Below are 22733 nucleotides of genomic sequence, written 5' to 3' on the forward strand. Positions count from 1 at the left end.
ACTTTGCTGCATATATGGGTAGTTGTTCCCTGAACATGCCTGTGAAGCTTTTATCTTTTTCATACTTGCTTACACAGAAAGCGAAGCATTATGAAGGAAAAACAACTGTAATTAAGAGCAAAAAAGGACAATATACAATTAAAGCCAGGAACATAGAGGAAAAGTTTTTTATAATATACTGTGCCACTACTCCAGTAATATAGTTACTTGAGTAGAGTACAATTAACTCAATAAGTTTACAAACCTTTACCTGATGCATTTTGTTGTTTATAGGGTATTTTTATGTTATTAAACTCAGTATCATCTACCTTTATTTCGCCGAGTGTAACTGCTTCAAATATGAACTCCTCGATTACGGTTTCTATGATTACAAGTCCTGACCTTCCTCAATATTGGACTTTAGTGATGATAGGGCTTATGATTATCCTTTCTCTGAAAGTAATCCTTTCTCAGTCCAAAATAGGAAGCAAAGATCTTGATAATTCTTTTAACCTGACAATTATACCTTTAGTTTTATGTTTTGCAATGGTCATCGTTTACAAAGCCATAAGAATTTTATCCGATTCAGGCCTTTAAAGAAAACCTTTCTTTTTATTCAATAATGTAGACAAACCCTATTTGTATATTTTTTTCCCGATCTGATTTTTCTTTTTAACTCGTTTTCTAAATTTAACTTCCTCTTTGTTTCAATTCCCCCGATTTGAGGCTATTTGCAGATATTGCGAGAACGAAGAATTAAGAAAGCTCTAAGGTTTTTGGAGAATAAATAGGAAAATTGTTCAAAAAAATCTGAATGATGCTCAACCGATCAGATGATGGGGCAAAATGCCGAAAAGGAAAACATTGGCGAAACCATGCAAAACAGTAATAAAGGGCAGACTTTTTGTCTTGTAAAAGAGAGCCCCTATAACGAACCCAGCAAAAACAGTATAGAAAATCTCATAGAAAGTACCATATCCTGAGTGCATAAGCCCAAACAGGAGACTTGTAATTATAAGAGCTTCTCGTACACCCAATACTTTCTCAAATCTGGTCTGCAAGATTGATCGGAAGAGAAGTTCCTCTACCAGCCCCACTAAAAAAACCATAAGAAAAGTGAGTTTAAAAAGATTTCCAAAAGTAAGATCAGGAATCAGATACTCTGGGCGGATGATCAGATATTCTCCAAGCCCCAAAAAAAAACCAAGGGGCACAGAGAGAAACATATAGGTAGGAAGATTCTTTGTGGTAACACCAATTTCTTCGAGTGAATACGATTGGTATGCTATTATAACTGCTACTGAGACTGCTAAAGGAATGTACGTGAAGATAAATGAATAAAGAGTGGTCTCAAAAAAGACAGGTGTTGAAAGGTTTATAAGTCTAAGGAGCGGGAGAAGCATTAAAGGCATGTATATTTTATGGATTTTGGGATCTATTATGAATATATTTGAGAGAGATAGAGCAATTAGGATTCCAATATGTACACATATAGCTACTGCTATTCTGCCCGAAAAGAATAGAAGTTCGGCTAAGGCCATACAAAGGATTGGGATTGCAATATATAGTCGGAAGTCTTTTGACTCTACTTTTTCCAGAATCATTCCCTTAGGTCTTACAATTGAAGGAAAAATTGCCAGTAAAGTCAGAATCAGAGAAGAATTGATGATTTGAGAGTTCGATTCTTTTTTCTTTTTGTGGGAATCAATTAATTTTTTCACGGGAGCTACTCCTTTTTAAAATAGAAGAGAGTTCAGAATTATTTTACGTTTATTTAAAATATCTGACAAGTTTCTACCTGGATTATAGGATATTATACTGTCCTGAAATTTGAGAGCCTATTTTTGAAAAATAATTTACTTTTTCTTGATTTGTTCATTTATAGTATTTTTACTGTAAAACACCCAATCCTTTATGTTAATAGAGAATAAAAGAATACCATTATATATTTCTTGAGATTTGTTTCAGACGCTAACCAGATTTAGAATGATGCTTATTTATCGAATGATCAAAAACATTATAGAAAGCTCATATAAATTAAGACTTATACTTACCGAATAGTGAATATACGCTATTATTGCAGATCCCATATAAATTTTTATTGATATTTACGCACATATAATTTCGAATGTTAACTTTACAAATTACGCTGAATCAGGAAGCAATTTTTGATTTAAACTCCAAATAGAATTTACAATATTCTTTCAGTTTCATCCTCACTTTATTTCTATAACAGATGCCTGGTTACTCACCGATATTAGCAACCGTTTTTTTGTCCAGCATACCTGCAACATTGCTAAAAATGAATATAATTAAAGAAAACGCTGAAGAAGGAATTTTCTTGCCTACATTAGAACAATGGAGAGAAAAATAGGTACCAAATCTCTAATCTTAACCAGAAATCAATACTTTGCTACAATTTCGAGCCAATGAAAATTTCGGAGCTCATACCAAAAACTGGTTTAAAGTTTTTCAGGTAGATTGGAACTAATATATATAGAGTTATATAAATATAAAAATTGATAAATATTCGCAAGCAAGATCCACTATAATACCAAAACAAAAACGACATGTATATATAAAATTAAAACTTATTTTAGTTTCCTAGTAGGATCCGTATAAATAAGGATTGAAACTAGCACTTACGAGCAAATTAATGATGAGAGAGTTGATAAACTACCGTGAGAGAAAAGTGGACAAAAAAGTGTGGGCTGTTCTCACTGAGAGTAAAAATAATGATATAAAAAATGGGAATTGACAGTCATCTTTGTAAAGAGGGTGAGAAAAAAGGAAAGGTGGGAAAAATGGATCTGAGCGGAATTTACTGTTACTTTGTTTCAATTGCTATGATAGTTTGCGTATATGTCTCAGCAGCGCTTCATTTGGACATAGATCAAAATTCAGATGGAAGACTTTCTATTAGTTTCCGGCACAGCGCTTAAAAATTTGACTTAGAGTATACATCAAATTTGCAACACTTACGAATTTTTCGTAATATATCAGTCAGGTTCAATGCTTTTCAGGTAAGTATTTAATTCCCTTCCAGATACGCATTTTATGTCCATGTACGAACAGTATTTGGAAAATGAAAAAAATTATAATTTCTCAAAAATTAAATCCAATTTAAACTTTCCTTTGATTATTGTGACAAGTCTTATATATTTTTAAAACTTGCTTTTTGATCAGTATATTCAAAAAAGTGTATTGTTATGCCCTACCCAGTCTCACATGTTCTGTTCTTTGTGTTCTGTGTCAGTGCAGTAGCAGTCTACGCTGCTGCCAGATCAGTTTTTCGCAGGGAGCTTTCGTCCGGGGATCTGATCCAGCTCTTACCTCTACTATTTGTTGGCAGTTTAGGCACACTACTTCCGGATAGTATGATCGCTTATAATCTACCGGTACACGGCACTTTCGAACACTGCTGGATAGGCCCGATAGCAACACATTCATTTTTATTCAGTCCTATCGCATTCCTTTTCGGAACGCTTGTAGGATATCTTGCATATGGGAAGTTTGGAAAGGCAATATATCTGGGGCTTTTTGGAGAAGCTGCTTTTCTTACTCATCTATTGCTTGATGATATAGGGGAAGGCGGATGTGAGTACTTTTACCCTGTATACAATGGAAAGGTCAGTGTATTTTCATTGATGGATGTAAGTTTTCAGGAAATCGGACTTTTTCGTTATATGATAGCATCTTTTGTATCGGTCTTTTTTGTTTGCATTGTAATAATGATGACGCTGTTTGCCCTGGATAAACTTGGTTTCGAGTTCAAATACAAGCCGGAAAAGTAGCCTGTTTTCAAAAGTAGCCTATTTTCTTCAGATTTCACCTTATTTTCTCATCTCATTTTTATTTTAATATACTCAGGGCTTGAGAGTTAGCTGCTGAGAACAACAAACATAAAGCCCAGAGTTTCCAGAAATAGAACCAGAAGAAAGAATTTGAACTTTTAAAATAAGAGGAGATATAAAAAAATATAAATCTTCGGAAGACAGCAAGAACTGTCAAAATCAGGTTTGAAGCTCACCTACACCATCAAGCTTTTTAACAACTCTAGCCGGATAACCCAGAGCCAGACTGTTCGGAGAAATGTCTCGGGAAACTACGGACCCGATTCCTATGATGGAATTTTCTCCAATTTCGACTCCCTGAGTAATTATACATCCGGGGTTTACAGAAACCCCACGCCCAATTTTTATAGGAGCCGTACTTCTCGGATATGCCTGTCTTGTAGTTAAACTACCTCTTGTATGGGCAGATAGTATACACCTATCCCCGATTTCTGCATAATCCCCTATTGTGATTAATTCAGGATGAATACGATCAAAAACTACACCATAACCGACGTACACATTTTTCCCAATATTTACACCCCGCATTTTATGCAGTCTTGCTCTCCAGGAAGGAACAGGAGCGTTTGATGCAAGTAGTTCCAAAATCCAATTCTTAAAATACCTTATTCCAAACAGGAATGTATTACTATGATGATAACCGGCTACTTCCCCAAAAGTGACTTTATCTCTGTCAGATATCATGATATTACCTTCACAACTTTGCGGTGAAAACCATTTAATTACTTACCATACTTCTTCACCAACAAATACCTCTTTCCTTCGGTCCATATATGAACTAATATTGATGCAGCAATTAGTTTAAAATAACTTCTTTTAACTTTTATTTCTGGTTACAAACCTCAAAAGCAATGATTTCTTTATTTCCACTGCATCATTAGGGCAAAGTTCGCGACAACAATAACAATGGATGCATTTTTCCGGGTTGATTTTGAGGACTCCGTCTGCTTCTTCTATAGCATGCACCGAACAATTCAAAACGCAGGCTTTACAAAGCACACAGCCTGATGTGTTGATAAAAGGTTTTACAATTAACTGCTTTCGGAGGATTCTCATGAGGAAAGAAGGGACGTAGGCAGTAATTCCTCCTTCTGGCATTTTAAACCTGACCTTTACTTCTTCCAGAGATACTCCTGCAATCTCCGGATGTTCTGCCCCAAATCCCCTTGAAAGTGCAGCTCTGTTTGTAGGAACTTTTAAAGGGTCAATTCCTATGAGCTCGGAAGCTACGATATCCAGGGCTACACAGTCATAACTCGCCATGATCACACCTGTAAGGACAGATGTACCTCTCGAAGGACCGTTGCCCTCCATCCCGACCACGCCATCCATAACCACAAGCTGAGGTTTGACAACAGAATAGATGTCAACAATTGCCTCTCCAAAACGGGTACGGTTTTCAAGGGCATGTGCCTGCTTTCTTGTTTTCTGAGGAATAGTGCCAAAGAAATTTTTGACCGCTCCTGTATAAAGAGTGAGTTCATGTGTTTTGAGCTTGGGAAGAGAAATTATTACATCTGCATCAAGTACGGCTTTTGAGATATGAAGACGCGAAAACTGCCTGGAGTTGGGGACATCGACCTCAACATACCCTGAGGTTTCAAAATTGATGAGTTCCGCACCGCAGCTGGAAGCGACATCTTCGACACCTGACACTTTAAAAGCCTGCGAAGTGCTGGTAGCTCCGGGTCCTATAATTCCGGAACCGTCCCCTATAACTGGAATACCTCCTACTTCTGAAACCAGTTCGCACATTGCGGAGACTACTGCCGGATGGGTTGTGACAGAATCCTCCGGAGGCCGAATGGCAAGTACATTGGGTTTGAGAAGTACGCGGTCGCCGGGAGATATAATCTTTTCAAGGCCGCCTATCAGATTGAGCGATTCTCTAACCGCATCATTTACTTTTGAATAATCATTACAGCGAACAATAGAAACCCTGGTATTCATAATTACACACTTGATTTACTGAATCAATCTGTATTAAATTAAAATGATCGATATTAAATTACAATCGCTTCATCTTTCTCTCTGAAACAACATTACATCCTGCATCGATTGGAAAAGACAAGCTCAAAGAACAATACCATTTTTAGAATAGCTTTCCGACTGTGAATCATTCAGATGTGGTTCAAGACCAGCTTTGTTAATTTCTGCTTCGGGCAAAGCCACAAAATCCTTAGTTTGGGACATTTGCGACTTTGCCTTCAGTCATCTACATTTGCCTTTAGTCATCTACATTTCTCAAGCTTATCTGTTAAGTAGTATACAGGTGGGACAGCCCGTATATACTCTGTGGTATCTTTTACCCGGTTAATATGCCTCCAGGCTTTTTCTATAGTATCTCCGGGAAGCCCTGTATTCTTTTCAGTTGTCTCTAAAGACAGTTTATGTTCCTGGGCATACAGGAGCTGGTCTATAAGATGCATGGGCATACGCCAGTAAAACTCCTCGTCAGTCGTATAGTGGCTCCAGGTGTCGGCACTTGGCGGGCGCTTTATGATTTCCTCATTTACCTTGAGGTGTTTTGCCAGAGCATAGATCTGAGTCTTATAGCAGTCTGCAAGCGGCTCGAGATCCACGCCACCGTCCCCGTATTTCACATACTGGCCCAGGACAACTTCGGTTTTGTTGGTTGTGCCGCAAACAACGTAGTTCATCTTTTCAGCATACATATACTGAACTAACATTCTGGACCGCTGTTTGGCACCCTGAAGCCCGATAAGTTCAAGATAGTCATTCGCCTTCAACCTGTGTTTGGAAACCGTTTCCCCGTCCTTTATCAGTCGAATATAAGGAACATTCAAAAGTTCCAGGTCAAGGAAATTAGGCAGAACAAGTGAAGTCTTGTGGATTCCGGGATCATATTCGGGACAGGCACGCTTTAGAACCTGGTCTTTCTTCTCATAAATATTAAGGGCTTCCAGAATTGGAGAAATGGGGACTTCCTCATATGCAACTCCCAGGCTTTCGCAGATTTCCGCTCCCAGGGTTTTGCTGGAAGGAGCCGACTCCTTCTCAGGGAGAAGAAGACCGTATACGTTTTCCTTGCCAAACTCCTGTACGCAGAGGGTAAGGGCTACGGCTGAGTCAACGCCTCCGGAAACTCCCAGAACAACTCCTTTTTTCTTAAAAACCGTAACCTGCTCTCTTATAAAGCCCTTGAGGCTTAAGGCTGCATTTTCAATATCCCTTGTGAGCTCTCCCATTATATTTACATCCAATTTTTCACCACCAGACTAGTATTTTCAATTAATATTGGATTGTAATCTTAAATCCGATATTAGTTAAAATTTTTTAAGTTTATTATTTTCAATTATTTTAATTTCCACTTGAAGCTTCTTTGCAGCTTCTTCTATTAATGGTCTTGAAAGCTCCTGGCTGATTTTTTCAATTCCCTCCTCCCTGGACATTTCCCCGCTTCGGACAAGCCCTGCTATATCAAAAGCGTATGGATGGAAGCCATATTTTTCCAGGTGGTTATAGCAGGCAAAAGCATTCAATGTACAGTTGGTTGAATTACTATCATTGATGCCAGGTTGTTCCCATCCAATTTTCAGAAGTGTGTCCAGCACTTTATCTTCACTATATTCCCATAGACAGAGCGGGTGCAGAATGGATGGGGCAATCCCGCCTATCTGTTTGATAACCTCATTTTTAATAATAAACTGCTCATCCCTATCATCAACACCTATTTTTTGAAGTTGTTTTTCAAAAAGGTTCCTTGACCATTGTATGAAATTAGCTGACAGGTTGATTATGGGATTTGGAGACTGCCCGGCTGTGAAAGCAAAAACAATAAAAGGTGCTTTCCGAATAATAGCCTGTTCTATCAGTTTCTGTTTGATGATAGCGATACAGATATTGCATATATCACTGGCCCTGTATTTAGCGAACCTGGGAAACGCATCATACGAGTCAGCTGCTTTTCTGAATGTATCGCAGAGGATTTCCTTTTCCATTGTCAGCTGGAAATAATCGGAGCCTGTGATCTCACACATCTTTTTTGCATTTTTTATTGCGCCTTCGGAAATGAACTCATTATCGAACTGAACAGCCAGCACTTTCAGGAAAGGATAGTCTTTTTTTAGTTTGTAAAGCGTGTAGGAAGAGTCTTTTCCCCCGGAAAGTGCATAAATAACATCGTAATCACCTTTCCCCCTATGTTCCTCAAAAAGTTCTTCAATTTTTGTAAGATACTCCGTCTTTTCCCGGGAAGAAAGAGGAGCATATATCTCACAGAAATGGCAGAGACCGGTTTCCTTATTAATAGTTATACCTGGAATATCCGAATCCAGGATACACTTTTTACACACTAGCTTTGACATGTTGGTATTCCTCTATTATAGACCGATTGGATATTTTCCCGTTTTCACTCAACGGAAGATGGTCGATAAACAGTATTTCTCTCGGGCAAAGGTAACCTGGAAGACTCTTCCTGCAGAACGCAAACAAATTCTCGATTTCTGTCTCTTCTGTAGGTATGACCATGAGGCTGATCGCAGTTCCCATAAGTTCATGGGCTACAGGCACCACAAAAACCCTGGAAACCCTGTTGTTTTCCTCGATATGTTTCTCAATTTCTCTGGGGTTCACACGATGATCCCCAATTTTTAGAAGGTCATCCTTGCGTCCAAGAAGCTGGATATACCCGTTGGGCAGTTTTCGCGCAAGATCTCCGGTATGGAGCCATCCATTTACGATCTTATTCTCAGTGGCGATTTCATCGTCAAGATAGCCTAGCAGGATGTTCTCGCCTCTGGCGACCAGTTCGCCTGTTATGTCTGGCCCTACGGGTCTGCATTCTGAATCGAAAACCTCAAGAGTAACTCCGGGAATAGCTTTTCCGATCGTGTCAATGAATTTATCCGCTTCTTCTGCTGGCACGTAAGCAAGCCTTGCTGTAGCTTCGGTTTGCCCATACATTGGCAGGATCTCAAGCCCGGGCGCAAGTTCCCTGATCTCTTTTACAATCGCCCTATCCATGCCTCCGCCTGCTGAAGCGGCAGTTCTGACACTGGCAAAAGCTTTTCGGAATCTATCCGGATACCTGAGAAGCATGCGATAGGTGCTGGGTACCCCGTAGAAGATTGATACTCCCGTTTCTATCAGATTAAAAACCGAACTCATAAAATTCATGTTTCCAACTCGGATAGAACCACCGACCATCAGATGGGAATCAAGTATAGAATTTCCAAAAGCGTGGTGAGGAGATATTACCAATGCCCCTTTATCTTTAGAAGTTATGTTCAGAACCTCGATTATTGATTCTCCATTTGATATGAGATTTCTATCACTCAACATGACCCCTTTTGGAGTGCCTGTCGTTCCCGACGTGTATAGAACCAGCCGCATTCCAGGGGCGTTGTTTTCGGCTTTGACCTCTTTACGAAGGATCTTTACTGACGTATCGCCGGAAACAACGATTGGTGTCCCAAAACGCTCAAAAAACCTCTCCCCAAACCTCGCATACTGAGTATCTGTCGTTATTATATTGTTGATATGGGCAGAATCAAGGATTCGCTCAAGACTAAACTTTGGAAATTCTATTGGCAGAGAAATTGCGATGTTTTCTGACCTGTACACAGCCATGAGTAATTTTACGTACTGTATGCCGGATTCTGCCAGTATCGCAAATCTGCAATGCTTAAAATCCATAAGGAGTAAAGAAATATCACTTATATCTCTTTCGAGACAGCTATAAGAAATTGAATTTTTACCTTCTTCAAGGGCAATATTTAGGGGAGTTTTTCTGGCGTATTCTGTGATATACGCATCGATTCGCATGGCTTTTCACTTCGGTTCACTTCACCAATTTGTGTATCATGCTACTAATTCCCTGTAACGTGTCAAAATTTTCCGGTGTAAGCATATCTTCTGGAATTTCGATAGAATATTTCTCAGAGATATAGTCTATCAGTTCGAGCAGACCAATAGAATCTATGATACCATTTTGAGTGAGAGAATCACTGTCTTTCAGGTGAGTGTCTTTGTCCATAAAAGAATTAGCCTTCAGATAATCAGTTATACAATTTTTTATCTGCTCCATATGCCGCAATCTCCTTCGTTTTCACTTAGCGGGTCATATACTGTCATAGATCCACTCTATAAAGTTAATTCTATATTAATTGAGTGTATTTTTCCCTATTTAATCCAAAACCTGCTTTTCAATCATCACAGTATTTGGATTTTATTATATAGAAGAGAAATATTTAAAACAACATAATTATTGGATGAACAGATACAAATAAGAAAAGTAGAAGGCTTACGCCTCCTCTAAGTTTAACTCTCTTCGACTTTTCTTCTCCCCATCTCAAAAGCCCTGACATTAATCTCAATTGTCTTCTGCGGCACAAGAGCTTTCACACTCTCTAGCAAAGCTTCTTTCGGGATGGGCAGGTAACCGGAAACTGCCCCGACCATTGCCACGTTCATTGCAAGCCTGCTCCCGGCCTCATAAGCCAGTTCGTCCGCATTAAAGGCTTTGACTATGTATTTTTCAGACAGGACGTCAAGGATTTCCTGGACCTCAGGGTACTTTGCCATTCCGGAAGTAACGGTTACCGGGATGACTGTCTGCGTGTTTACGATAACTACTCCGCCGTCCTTCAGGAAATCAAGATACCGGACTGCTTCCATGGGCTCAAGGGCAAGCATGATGTCTGCACCTTTTTTAGGGATTATTGACCCGAGATCGGAACCCAGTCTTATGTGATTTACAACCGAGCCTCCGCGCTGTGCCATGCCATGGGTCTCTGCCGCCCGGATAGGGGTCCCTGAAACGACTGCGGCTTTTCCAATGATGTCAGATGCAAGGATTGCCCCCTGTCCGCCGACTCCCGTGATAAGGAGGTCGATTTTCTTCTCTCCTGCTCCCTGGCTCATCTCTTCACCTCCCGGATAGCTTCAAACTTGCAGATCTGCGCACAGACCCCGCACCCGCTGCAGAGGGCAGTAATAACAGCACGCTTGTTTTCCTCATCAAATTCGATTGCAGGGCAGCCAAATTTGACACACTGCTTGCAGCCTTCGCACTTTTCGGGATCAACAATATACGGGACCCTTCTGATCCCTGCCCTCTTGCCTGAGATCACACAGGGCTGTTTTGCAATAACCACGGCTGTGCCTTCAAAATCCTTTGCGGCTTTGAAAGCTTCCTGTGTCTCTTCAAGGTTGTAAGAGTCAACAACAGTTACGGACCCGGCTCCCATAGCCTTGCAGAGTTCGGCAAGGGAAACCTCGACAGTTGGCTCTCCGGTAACCGTATAGCCGACTCCGGGGTTTGGCTGGTGGCCGGTCATGGCTGTGATGCGGTTGTCGAGGATGGTGACCGTAATATTGGCTTTGTTGAAGACCGCATTCAGGAGCGAGTTCATGCCAGTATGGAAAAAGGTCGAGTCCCCGATGGAACAGCAGATCGGGCGCTTTTCCCCTGCATGGTAAAGCCCCGACGCAATGCTAATGCTTGAACCCATACAGAGCGTGGTCTCAACAGTCCCACTCTGAATCCCGAGGGTGTAACATCCGATATCGCTCGGGTAGACCGCATCCTTTCCAAAGACCTTCTTCATGGAATAGAAAGTTGCCCTGTGAGAACAGCCTGCACAGAGAGCAGGCGGGCGGGGGGCAAGTTCAAGGGAAATGCTTCCTGTTTCAGGCTCGACATCCAGGTCGAAAGCTCTTTTAAGGGCTTCAAGGAAAGCACTTATGTCCAGTTCTCCTTCTCGCGGGACAAAACCGCCAGCTTTTCCAAGAATGGAAACCGGAAGGCCGGCTTCCTGTGCAATCAGCTTTACCTGCTCTTCCACAATCGGTTCAAGTTCTTCAAAGACAAGAACAGTGTTTACGGTTTCAAGCATTTCCAGAATAAGCTTTTTCGGGACAGGATAGGTCCCTATCTTCAGGAAGGAAGCTTCAAGCCCCAGTTCCTGCAGGGCTTCTTTTGCATAAACGGATGCAATACCTGCCCCTATTACCCCGAGTTTTGCATCTGGTTTCAGCTCCAGGGAGTTCCAGGGAGATTCTGCAAGTGCATCCTCCATTGGCTGCTGGATCGAGAGGAGATGGGTATGCCTGGGCCGGGCATTCTTGGGCAGCATGACCCAACGGTCGAGAAGCTTTTCAAAATCAGGTCCAGGCTTATCTGTCGGAATTTCCCCGAGCTCGATATCGGATTTCCCATGAGAGATCCTGGTTGTGGGACGGAAGATTACCGGGATTTCAAATTTTTCAGAAAACTCGAAAGCATAAGGTATCATATCCTTGGCTTCCTGAGGAGTCGAAGGGTCAAAACAGGGCACAAGGGCAAACTGGGCATAACGCCTTGTATCCTGCTCGTTCTGGGAAGAGTGGCAGGAGGGGTCATCAGCCACGATTGCGATCAACCCGCCTTTTGTCCCTGCATAGGCAAGGGTCATGAAGGGGTCGGCTGCAACGTTTAACCCCACGTGCTTCATGGTCACCACCGAGCGAACTCCCGCCCATGCGGCTCCGACTGCAACTTCCATTGCAACCTTTTCGTTCACCGACCATTCTAGATAGTAGTCCCGGTCTTCACGGGAAGCAAGCGTGTCTATGATTTCCGAAGAAGGGGTTCCCGGGTAACCTGCAGCTACCTGTACGCCGCCTTCCAGAAGGCCCCGGGCGATTGCCACGTTTCCAAGCATGTACTCGCGTGTAGTCATTTTACTTTCTCCAGCGTTATAATGATGAAATATAACTCCAGCAACATCCAGACATGTCAAACATTTCAAACATGGTTTTTATCAATAAATCAATAATAGAAAGTCCAGAAAAGGACAGCCACAGCAAATAAAACCTGCTGTCCGCAGACTGAGTGAAACTTTTGCATTATTCAAAATAACACGATCAATAATATACTTTCGGATAATTGTCCGGAATTTCTCCAGCCAGGTTCCGGCCTGACAGTACACAGCCGATAAACAACCGGAAAATAAAAGTCCGGGGTTAAGCTTGCATTCCCGGACGTAGAAAAACCCTGACAGGTGAACGCATCCGCCTGCTCCGGGTGATCCGAGAAAAGAAGCTATGGTGCAGTCAAAGTAAACTGAAGGCATCAAAAAAGGAAGAAACAGAAGGGGAAAATGGATCAATTGACCAGCGATCCGGCTTTCCCCAGAAACTCTGCAAGCCTTACAATCTCATCAAGCTTCAGGTCGAGTTCTTCACCTTTCAGGGAAGCTTTGAAAAGCTCTCTTTTTGCAGGGATTTCGGCCACGACATTCACGCAATTGACGGAAGCCAGCATCTCTTCCCTTATATCCGGCTCTACCTTATTAAGCACAAAATAGACTCTGCACCCGCACTGTCCGCCAAACTCATCGAACTTCTTTGAAAGCTTGAGAGATTCGTAGGAAGGGTCAACAACCACAAGGATCAGGTCAAAGTCCTTATCAACTCCGCGCCCGAAGTGTTCAGTCCCGGCTTCGGTATCCACAATTACGACATCATTTTTCCCGAGGTCAAGGTTTTCAAGAAACTCCCTTGTCAGGACTCCCATGGGGCAGGCGCATCCCTCGCCGTAATCATGTATCTTGCCAACAGCCATCAACCTGAGATTCCCTTTTTCTTCCATAAATTCAGGTGGGATGTCAGAGAAACTCCATCTTTCCTCAAAAAACCTGGACTGCTGTTTCTCTGGCTGCCCCACGTTATTTTCAGCTGCAAGCCCCCAGAACTGCGTTTTCTTCGGAGCAGCTTTCTGTTTTTCCTTAAAGCCCTTTTTTCCCCCGAAATATTCCATAAGGTCCCGCGGGGCTGCCAATCCTAGCTGGCTGTGCAGCCCGTAGTTGGACTCATCTATGTCAAGTACAAGTACATTTTTTGTTTTTGCCATCTGCTTTGCCAGGAGAGCCGAAATCGTACTCTTTCCGCTTCCTCCTTTCCCGCACACTGCGATTCTCATATCCAGTTCACCTATTACAATAATTTACTACAATAATTTATCCGGGAGCTTTTAAAGTTATTTCCTGCCATAGACTTCTGAAGAAAAAACTTCCTCATTCGGAGGCAAAATCCTGAAACTGCCTTTTATATCAGAGATCTGAAGTTAATAGTTTAAAGTTAATAGAAAGCTTTGAAGTAAACAGAAGGCTTTAGAGTTAATAGTATCAAACATCAGAGGATTAACTGGAGAAAGGTTAACTGGAAATAAGTTATAAAGATAATAAGAATTGAAAAAGAAAAATGAGGGCTGAGAAAGAAGGATGAAAATCAAGAGGGCACAGGACTGAAAAGGCAGTAAGGACTTGAGGTTCGGAGAAAAAAGAGAAATTAAAGGAAATTATTGAGGGGGGGAAGAAACTGAGTTATTTATCCCAGATTCTTGGGGACTATCTCGTAAGTATTATTGCGGTAGCGGTTACCCTTTTTCTGATTTTTGCAGTTGACCGCCTGCTTGTCAGGACAAAGATCTTCCACACAGACGTGAAATTCGCAAAGCAGCTCATCCAGTTTGTCATCCTCAGCATCGGCCTCATTTTTGTAGTGTTCAGCCTCCCCATTGCAAGCCAGTATAAGGAATCAATTCTCAGCCTGCTCGGGATAATTGCCGGAGCTGCAGTTGCACTGTCTTCCACCACTTTTATTGCCAATGCGATGTCCGGGATCATGCTGCGGATAATGAAGCCCTTCAGAGCAGGGGATTACATAGAAAGCGGGAACGTCTTCGGGAGGGTAACCGACATCCATATCCTGCACACGAAGGTACAGTCGATAGACAGGGACCTGGTAACCTTCCCGAACCTCAAACTGGTCTCTAACCCTTTAAAAACGATCAGGACTTCGGGCACCATTATCTCTACCCGCGTCTCCCTGGGATACGATGTCCCCCGCCAGAAAATCGAAAAAAGCCTGCTTCTGGCTGCAGAAAAAATCGGGCTTGAAAACCCTTTCGTCCACGTTCTGGAACTCGGGGACTTTTCGGTCACATACAAGGTTGGAGGGCTCTTAAAGGATATCGAGAGCTTGATCACGGCCCGATCGGACTTCAATAAAGCAGTCTTGGACGCCCTGCACGAGGCTGGTGTAGAAATCGTCTCCCCCAACTTCATGAACCAGAGGATCCTGAAAGAAGGGACCGTTTTTATCCCCCCAAAAGAGCCCCCGAAAGCCGAAGTGCCTGAAAAACCTCAGGAAAAGAAGCCTGAAGAAATCATCTTTGACAAAGCAATAGAAGCCGAAATCCTGGGCAAGATCGAACTTGTCCTCTCGAACCTGGAAGGAAAAGAAAAGGACCTGAAACAGCAGGTAAGCAGTGTACCGGAACAAAATAGGAAAGCAGAACTTTCAGGAAAACTGGAATTCTTAAAAGCCCGGAAAGAAAAGGTCAAAACCGAGTTTGAAGCCATTAAAAAGCAAATGGAAGAAACCGAGGAAACGGTTGAACCGGAAATGCGCTCAAGGCAGCTTCAAAGCCTTAACCTGAAAGCCGACCACCTGGATATCAGGAGGAAAAAACTGGAAAAGGAATTGAAGGAAATTCAGGAAAAACAAAAACCCTGAACATGCTTAAATTTACACGATTAAAAACCTCGAAATTCGGACCAGGAGTCATTTCCAAAAAGCGGTCCTAAAAATCGGAGACTACCTGATTGTCCTTGCAGCCTGCATTGTTGCGATTGTTTTAGTCATAGAGTTTTTTTCAGGCATACTCCTTTTCCGGAAACCTTCCAGTTTGCTCTTGTGCTGATCGTAGCTACAATTCCGGCAGCTCTCCCTGCCGTAAGTCCGTTTCAATAGCTGTGGGAGCCACCGAACTCGCAAACAAAGGAGCCATTGTCAGCAAGCTGGTCTCCATAGAGGAAATGGCCGGAATGGATGTCCTGTGTTCGGACAAAACCGGTACAATCACCCAGAATAAGCTAAAATTGTCCTAATTTGCGCCTTTCGGAGATTTTAAAGAAAATTACCTCCTGCTCTACGGCTCTCTGGCCTCAAGAGAGGAGGACAACGACCCGATTGATAATGCAATCCTCCAGAAGGCAAAGCTGAAGAATCGATTAAAGAAAAAATAGATACTTATGAAATCGAGGAGTTCACGCCGTTTGACCCCGTCATAAAGCACACCGAAGCTACGGTTGAAGGACCCGAGGGGAAGTTTAAAGTTGCTAAAGGTGCGCCTCAGGTTATTCTGGACATGTCGGGTGATGAGGAAGAAATAGGACAGGAAGTAAATGAAAAAGTAGATTCTCTGGCTTCAAAGGGATATCGTGCCTGGGAGTGTATGGGGGGAGAGGGAAAATACAGGTTTGCAGGGCTTCTGGGACTTCAATAAATTGGGACTATGGTTGGAACCGGAATTTTCTCAATTTTCGGAGCAGCGGGTCGGATTTCCGGAAAACACACCATTATCCTTAACCCCCCTACTTCACATGCCGGCAAAACTAGCGGGTTAAAGTATATCTGGAGAAAAACCATTGACAGTGAAAGTTGTCATTCGGAACTACAAAATTGGAACTGTTGGCATTGTATCAGGAACTTTTCTCAGGAAAAAAGTTCAGGTGAATTACTTATTCTTACAAATAGATTGAATAAAAGGGTACAGGAGAAGTAGCTATTTCCTGCGATCATTTTTCCGGGGAGCGAGTGGAGAAGGGAGGAGATCATGGAAAAGAATTACGATATCGTAATTATCGGGACCGGAACCGCAGGCAGGACCTTTGCGGACAAAGTTGCATGCTCAGGGCTAAAGATAGCTATTGTTGACTCGAGAGAATACGGGGGCATCTCTCCTCCCGTAGGCTGTGATCCGAAAAAGATGTTTGTGGATATTGCCGAGGTTACGGATTGGAATAATCGACTGATAGGTAAAGGTGCCGGAACTCAAAATCCTTTAAGGATTGACTGGCCTTCGCTTATCGAGTTCAGGAGGACATTTGCGGAAGAATGTTCCAGGAAAACTGAGGACCATTTTGTTGGGCTGGGGATTGATGCATATCACGGGAGAGCTTATTTTGAAAATAAAAATACGGTCGTTGTCGGGGAGGATAAGCTTAAAGGAGAATATATTTTTCTTGCTACGGGTGCAAAGCCAAGAAAACTCAACATTCCCGGGGAAGAATACATAATTACGAGTAAGGAGTTCATGGAAACCGAAAAACTTCCTGAAAGAATTATTTTCATCGGAGGCGGTTATATATCCATGGAATTTTCTCATATTGCACGAAGAGCCGGGTCAGAGGTTACAATTCTGCACAGGAGTGAACGCCTCCTGAGGCACTTTGATGCTGATATGGTGAATCTGCTTATAAAAGAATCCGAAGCTGCAGGAATCAAAGTCCTTACAAATAAGCCAGTGGTTGCGGTCGAAAAAAAAGGTGATAGCTTTCTTGTTAGGACTGAGTTCGAATCCGAAACCCAGAACTTCGATACGGATATGGTAGTACATGGAGCAGGCCGTGTTCCGGATATAGAAGATCTGAATCTCGAAAAAGCCGGGGTCAAGGTTGAAAAGGGAGCTATTGAAGTTGATAAGCACATGAAGACTTCAAACCCTCGAATATATGGAGGTGGGGACTGCGCATCTGAGGGTATGCAGCTTACTCCTGTAGCAGCCCACCAGGGAAAAGTTGCAGCAGCCAACATCCTCACTGAAGATAGTGTCGAGGTAGACTACACAGGTATTCCGAGTGCAGTTCATACCGTATCTGTACTGGCCTCGGTAGGAATCAATGCCGCTGACAACAGCGATAACTGCAAGGTAATCTTCCGGGACAGGAGCAGCGGGAAAACAACCCGGAGTGAAGGAATGGATTTTGTGGCTTCAAAGGTAATTATCGATGAAGCAAGCGACCGTATAAAGGGAGCTCATATCCTGGGGCCGAATGCGGGAGAAGCCATCAACATTTTCGCTGCAGTAATGCGGCTCGGGCTCAAGGCATCTGATATGAAAAAGATGATTTTTTCCTATCCAACCGTATGTTCGGATATTCCTTATATGCTGTAAATACTCGGTAAAAGCCAAAAGCAGACATTCAAACTTACCTTCTAACGCCTGATTTCAGAAGGATAAACAGGATTCTGGACCTCTTCGATTTATTCCAGGCAGTTTCGATTTTCAGATCATGCATCGTTCACGGTATAAAGTTACGGGATTGGGCTGAAAAGCCGATGTCGTTAAACTTTTAATTGCCGAAAAAATGCGACAATAACGTCTATTGCACTTGATTTTAGACATAAAAATACAAAAAGTCTCAGGATAGAATAATTTAAACAGGACAGGATGACAAATGGCTAAAGCAAAGATTGCAGTAAACGGTTACGGGACCATAGGGAAAAGAGTTGCAGACGCCGTTAGGGCTCAGGACGACATGGAAGTTGTAGGAATTTCCAAGAGAACGCCAAACTATGAAGCTGTAGTGGCCCATCAGCTGGGATATGATATATATGCCCCTGTTGCTGAGAATGTCGAAGCTTTTGAGAAGGCAGGGATGCCTGCAGCCGGGTCCGTTGAAGAAATGATAGAGAAGGCTGACCTGGTTGTGGACTGTACTCCGGGGGGAGTCGGGGAAAAGAATAAGCCCTTATATGAAAAAGCGGGGGTAAAAGCGATCTGGCAGGGAGGCGAGAGTCACTCGATTGCGGGTTTCTCCTTTAATGCAGAGAGTGACTACGAACAGGCTCTGGGCCGCGACCTGGTAAGGGTTGTCTCCTGCAACACCACAGGGCTTTGCAGGGCTATTACACCGATAGACAGGGAACTCGGGGTAAAGAAAGTAAGGGCAACTATTACAAGAAGGGCAGTCGACCCCAATGAAATAAAGAAGGGACCAGTTAACGCAATCGTACTCCATCCGGCGAAAATTCCGTCCCACCACGGACCTGATGTACAGAGTGTACTTTCACACATTAATATCACAACTGCAGCCCTGGTAGTCCCGACAACTCTTATGCATATACATACCGTGAATATGGAAGTTAACACTGATTGTACTGCAGAAGACATCAAGAAAATCTTCTCTTCCCAGTCCAGAATACGTTTCGTAGGACAGGGCATTACTTCAACAGCTGAAATTATCGAAGTTGCCAGGGATATGAAACGCCCAAGAAATGACATGTGGGAGCTCTGTATCTGGCCTGAATCCATAACAGTAACTGATAAGGAGCTCTACTTCTTCCAGGCCGTCCACCAGGAATCTATAGTAGTTCCCGAAAATGTGGACGCTATCAGGGCCATGATGGAACTGGAAAGTGACAGAGCAAAGTCAGTCGAGAAAACAAATAAAGCCCTTGGGTTTTAAGCCTCTATGAAACTCAGGTTTTTGAAGATTCCGGGTATTCGGTCTGAATATCCGGAGTACTATTTGAGCTGATCCCAAAACTCAAAACTCTACTTTTAAATTGAATTATTCTTTGTAGGGTCATGTATAAAATAATTGAGCAGCTAGCTATTTTGATTCGAAAAAGGTAAGTAAGAGTTATCCATCTATATATACGTCTTTTTATATGATTCTGAAATATCTGTCATTATGGTTGATACACCCGAAAATTTACCCGGTTGGGTAATTTGGCTTGTTATTATATTTGCTATTCTCACAATTTTGGTAAAATGGGTATTACCTGTTGTTATAAAATCCTAATTCTGAGACAGATACATGGCAATTCAAAATTTCAGATAAATAAGCATGAACTCAGTAGAAACAACTCAGTAGAAACTAAAATTGAGTGTCTTAAACATTCAATTTAATTCATACATATATAGTTTTACGAGCCATCATTTAATTGATGAAATAAATGCTGGTAATTACACCCCTGTGCTATATCTAAGGATTGCAGCAATTCCGCCAAAAGCTATCATAAGTTGAGAGCCTTCGTCGAAATCTGTTGATATAAAAGCAATCCTTGCATCGCCTTTGTCAGCGAGTTCTGAGAGTTCACCAACGGTATCGATAACATCCGTGACTTCAAGTGCAGAACCGCATTCAGGACAATTTACAGCCGCAGAAACGGCTTCATTGGTTTTCCATTTTCTTGTCCGTTTATTCTCATATCCGCAAACGCTGCATTTGAGAATTACTCTTTCAGATCGCAGGTCTTCAGAAAGTAAAAGCACATCAACTGCCTTTATTTCAAGATTCGCCCGTACATTGTCTTCCCCATAGGATACTTTACCGGACTCGGTGGCGATTTCTTTAAAAAATATTCCCATATCTTTCTTTTGCTTAATTAAGTCAATACACTGGAGCGTATCCTCTGCTGCATTGATTAGCTCAGAAAAACCCGATTCATCCGTATACCCCGTATCAAACAATCCGAGAACCTTTTTCTGAAGCTCATAATGTAGAAATCCACCTTCATAGAACTCTTCTTTAGTCGGGGAATGCCCTCCTATAAGAATGCCTTTAAGTTCGGCTGGTTCTACTTCAAGGAATGCCTCACTTGCAGCATCCCCTATTCTTTTGTAGAAATCGTGAATAGCAATGCGCCTGAGTTGCTCAAAACGGTGTGCACTCTGACCTCCTTTTCTTTGCTTGCCAGGGACAGTAGAATGGAGATGTCTGATAAATTCAGTTTGCTTACCTACAAGCATTCCGATAGTAGCTTCTCTTAAATCAAGAAGTAGAAGCCCATAAGTACTGCACTCCCTGAGCATTTCCTCAAGAGGCTCAAGATAAAAAACGGAATCACGGTGATATATGTAATGTACAATGGGTTCCGGAGGAATAAGAACTTCATTTACCATGCTTGTCCTGCCAGCTCCGGTATCGACAGTTCCTGTAAAATAAACTATCCCATTTTCCGGTATTTTTTTAAGAGATCTAAACTTTGCCAGCAAAGAATCAAGTGCTTCCTGTACGTTATTGCTGGTAAGTTTAGACTCGATGTTCGAAGCCTGCTCATGTTCTTCTCTCAAATGATCTGTAACATCAGAAATCCGTTGATTAGAAGGAATATAAAGGGAAATTAATTCTGTGTCCCTTCCACTTTTACTTCTTAGAGTTTCAAGCTTCTTTTTAAACACATATTTTTCATATGTACAGTATTCAGCCATTCCAGCTTCCTCCTTCTCTCATACAAAATAGTTGAAGGGCCTAAAAAATGACATAAAACTACAATATTCATTTATGTTTTATCTATTAAAAAACATTTTTTTGAATTTCTATTCAAAAAATCCAGGCAGTATAACTGAAATTCCGTAAATTCGAAACGCTCTGTATCCTGTTTTTTCAAAAGAAAAAACAGAACTTCCTTTTTCACTTATGCAAGGGTTTTTGACAAAATCCAGGCATTTTTCGGTTTTTACTTCAAATTTTGAGGTAAATATGACCTCAAAACTCTTAAAACGTAGAGTTATTATTCCAATACTGGTTGAAGTCTGACTATTCAGCCAGAGGGTTCTTGAAGATGCGGGATATAAACGGTTCCAGCTTCATAGAGCTCTTGACGCTTCATAGAGCTCTTGACAATAGAACCTGTAAAATGCTGGATTCATAGCTCGATCATAAATGGCGAACATGTTGAAAATCAGACTTGCGATAGCCCGATGGATTGGTTACAGAAACGGAATCATAATCTGGGGATGAGAATTTATCCCATCCCATATTCGCTTTAGATAACGCGAATAATTTCTACAATGAAAAAAGAAAAGTTTTAGGCGTAGGGGGTCTCACGGCGCCTTATTGACGCTGAAGGTCTTGCGCTCCTCGATTGTCTTCCGGTCCATGAAAATGCAATCGTACTTAATGCTGGAAACCAATAATGAAAACATCAACCGCGTACTGATGGAGTTTCATTTTTGATTTTTATTTTAACGTCACCTTTTTTTGCATCACTTGAAAACCCACTGTCTTCTTCAAACCATCTACAGTGTTCCTCGGGGCATTGAGTTCCCGGGCATTCATGTATATATTCCAGGACATCACTCATTTTTGCAGTAGCTAATGACACAGAAGTATCCGCGCTTCCGTAATAAACACGGATTTCATCATCCACCAGGACCCAGCCGCAGGGGAAAACAACATCATTAACATCGCCAGTGCGTTCGTAAAGCTCGCGAGGTCCAAAAACCCATCCTTCAGACCTGTGGAGCACTTTTCTGGGATCTTCAAGATCAAGGAGAGCCAGCCCGAGTCTATAACTTGCTTTAGAAGTTGTCTGGCGTACCCCATGATACATAATCAGCCATCCATCAGGTGTACGTAGCGGCTGCGGGGATAATCCGATTTTGCGGGCGTCCCACCATCCGCCTTCCCGAGCATATAGAAGAACCTCGTGTTCTCCCCAATATTTCATGTCTGGAGAAAAGGATATCCAGATATTTGCCTTCGCACCCGCCATACCGGATACAGGCCTGTGTAACATTGCCCACCTGTCATTAAATCTTACGGGGAAAACAGCAGCATCTTTGTTTTCAGGTGGCAGGGTAGCTCCTACTCGATCAAAATTACGGAAATCTTTGGTATAAGCAAGAGCCGGCAAGGGGCCGGAGTCCGAAAAAGCCGTATACGTTACAGCCCATTTTCCCAGCTCGTCTATGTAAGTTATACGCGGATCTTCAATGCCATATATTTCTTCAGGGTAATTTACAGGGTCCGGCATAAAGGTTGGCTCCGGGTCAATTTCCCAGCCGTCAACTCCATTCTTACTTCTAGCTACTGTAAGGTGAGAAAAGCCTCGGTGGTCTTCGACCCGCACCATTAATAAAGTAGTCCCGTTAACTATAGCTGCTGCAGGGTTAAATACCGAGTGAGCTCGATATGGCCAATCATCAACGGTAAGTATAGGGTTTTTTATATTCCTCTGGAACAGCTCTCTATTGTCTTTCCATATCATATTATGTACCTCATTCTGCCTGATTTGTTGATAGCAGGCTCCTTTTCATTTGCAGAACCCTGTCACTTACTTTGGGTTGGATGCTGTACTGAAGGACTTATTCGGGCT

General features: G+C 42.3%; 18 protein-coding genes. 6 read left to right on the plus strand and 12 right to left on the minus strand.

The features are described from left to right. Window positions 1-800: 800 nt before the first annotated feature. Entirely contained in the window at window positions 801-1700 is a 900-nt protein-coding gene (locus ACSAZL_RS15645) for a lysostaphin resistance A-like protein (RefSeq protein WP_440945539.1), read from the minus strand. 1488 nt (window positions 1701-3188) lie between these two features. Between ACSAZL_RS15645 and ACSAZL_RS15650 the strand changes: the two genes are divergently transcribed. Next, window positions 3189-3773 (plus strand): metal-dependent hydrolase, encoded by a 585-nt coding sequence (locus ACSAZL_RS15650; RefSeq protein WP_440945540.1) that lies wholly within the window; start codon window positions 3189-3191, stop codon window positions 3771-3773. Between the two features lie 219 nt (window positions 3774-3992). Here ACSAZL_RS15650 and ACSAZL_RS15655 read toward each other — a convergent pair whose 3' ends face one another. The 9 genes from ACSAZL_RS15655 to ACSAZL_RS15695 form a co-directional block, all read right to left on the minus strand. Next, window positions 3993-4517: an acyltransferase gene (locus ACSAZL_RS15655; protein WP_440945541.1), complete on the minus strand. Its 525-nt coding sequence runs from the start codon at window positions 4515-4517 to the stop codon at window positions 3993-3995. 132 nt (window positions 4518-4649) lie between these two features. Continuing rightward, complete coding sequence (locus tag ACSAZL_RS15660; RefSeq protein ID WP_440945542.1) at window positions 4650-5783, minus strand: DUF362 domain-containing protein; 1134 nt, start codon at window positions 5781-5783, stop codon at window positions 4650-4652. Window positions 5784-6064: 281 nt separating this feature from the next. Next, window positions 6065-7057, minus strand: a complete 993-nt coding sequence (gene nadE, locus ACSAZL_RS15665; RefSeq protein WP_440945543.1) for an NAD(+) synthase — start codon at window positions 7055-7057, stop codon at window positions 6065-6067. 63 nt (window positions 7058-7120) lie between these two features. Then, a complete protein-coding gene (locus ACSAZL_RS15670) occupies window positions 7121-8161 on the minus strand; it encodes a hypothetical protein (RefSeq protein ID WP_440945544.1) in 1041 nt (346 codons plus the stop codon). Continuing rightward, window positions 8142-9620 (minus strand): class I adenylate-forming enzyme family protein, encoded by a 1479-nt coding sequence (locus tag ACSAZL_RS15675; RefSeq protein ID WP_440945545.1) that lies wholly within the window; start codon window positions 9618-9620, stop codon window positions 8142-8144. The genes ACSAZL_RS15670 and ACSAZL_RS15675 overlap by 20 nt, the downstream gene beginning before the upstream one ends. A 16-nt stretch (window positions 9621-9636) precedes the next feature. Further along, window positions 9637-9831: an acyl carrier protein gene (locus ACSAZL_RS15680; RefSeq protein WP_440945546.1), complete on the minus strand. Its 195-nt coding sequence runs from the start codon at window positions 9829-9831 to the stop codon at window positions 9637-9639. A 284-nt stretch (window positions 9832-10115) separates the two neighbouring features. Then, window positions 10116-10718, minus strand: coding sequence for an indolepyruvate oxidoreductase subunit beta (locus ACSAZL_RS15685; protein ID WP_440945547.1), 603 nt, complete (start codon window positions 10716-10718; stop codon window positions 10116-10118). Beyond that, complete coding sequence (gene iorA, locus ACSAZL_RS15690; protein WP_440945548.1) at window positions 10715-12517, minus strand: indolepyruvate ferredoxin oxidoreductase subunit alpha; 1803 nt, start codon at window positions 12515-12517, stop codon at window positions 10715-10717. Before iorA ends, ACSAZL_RS15685 begins: the two co-directional genes overlap by 4 nt. Window positions 12518-12942: 425 nt before the next feature. Then, entirely contained in the window at window positions 12943-13758 is an 816-nt protein-coding gene (locus tag ACSAZL_RS15695; RefSeq protein ID WP_440945549.1) for a nucleotide-binding protein, read from the minus strand. Window positions 13759-14279: 521 nt separating this feature from the next. Between ACSAZL_RS15695 and ACSAZL_RS15700 the strand changes: the two genes are divergently transcribed. The 5 genes from ACSAZL_RS15700 (at window position 14280) to ACSAZL_RS15720 (ending at window position 19093) form a co-directional block, all read left to right on the plus strand. After that, window positions 14280-15356, plus strand: a complete 1077-nt coding sequence (locus ACSAZL_RS15700; protein WP_440945550.1) for a mechanosensitive ion channel domain-containing protein — start codon at window positions 14280-14282, stop codon at window positions 15354-15356. Window positions 15357-15595: 239 nt separating this feature from the next. Next, a complete protein-coding gene (locus tag ACSAZL_RS15705) occupies window positions 15596-15730 on the plus strand; it encodes a hypothetical protein (protein ID WP_440945551.1) in 135 nt (44 codons plus the stop codon). Between the two features lie 260 nt (window positions 15731-15990). Beyond that, complete coding sequence (locus tag ACSAZL_RS15710) at window positions 15991-16128, plus strand: hypothetical protein (RefSeq protein WP_440945552.1); 138 nt, start codon at window positions 15991-15993, stop codon at window positions 16126-16128. Between the two features lie 330 nt (window positions 16129-16458). After that, the gene (locus ACSAZL_RS15715) at window positions 16459-17799 is read left to right on the plus strand and encodes a dihydrolipoyl dehydrogenase family protein (RefSeq protein WP_440945553.1); all 1341 of its coding nucleotides are present in this window, start codon (window positions 16459-16461) and stop codon (window positions 17797-17799) included. Between the two features lie 283 nt (window positions 17800-18082). Continuing rightward, the gene (locus ACSAZL_RS15720; protein ID WP_440945554.1) at window positions 18083-19093 is read left to right on the plus strand and encodes a type II glyceraldehyde-3-phosphate dehydrogenase; all 1011 of its coding nucleotides are present in this window, start codon (window positions 18083-18085) and stop codon (window positions 19091-19093) included. A gap of 503 nt (window positions 19094-19596) precedes the next feature. On the opposite strand, the gene prf1 is transcribed toward ACSAZL_RS15720, so the two are convergent. Further along, window positions 19597-20844 (minus strand): peptide chain release factor aRF-1, encoded by a 1248-nt coding sequence (gene prf1, locus ACSAZL_RS15725; RefSeq protein WP_440945555.1) that lies wholly within the window; start codon window positions 20842-20844, stop codon window positions 19597-19599. Window positions 20845-21560: 716 nt separating this feature from the next. Then, window positions 21561-22625, minus strand: a complete 1065-nt coding sequence (locus tag ACSAZL_RS15730) for a glycosidase (protein WP_440945556.1) — start codon at window positions 22623-22625, stop codon at window positions 21561-21563. Window positions 22626-22733 lie beyond the last annotated feature (108 nt).

Source organism: Methanosarcina mangrovi (assembly GCF_052057765.1).
Lineage (GTDB): Archaea > Halobacteriota > Methanosarcinia > Methanosarcinales > Methanosarcinaceae > Methanosarcina.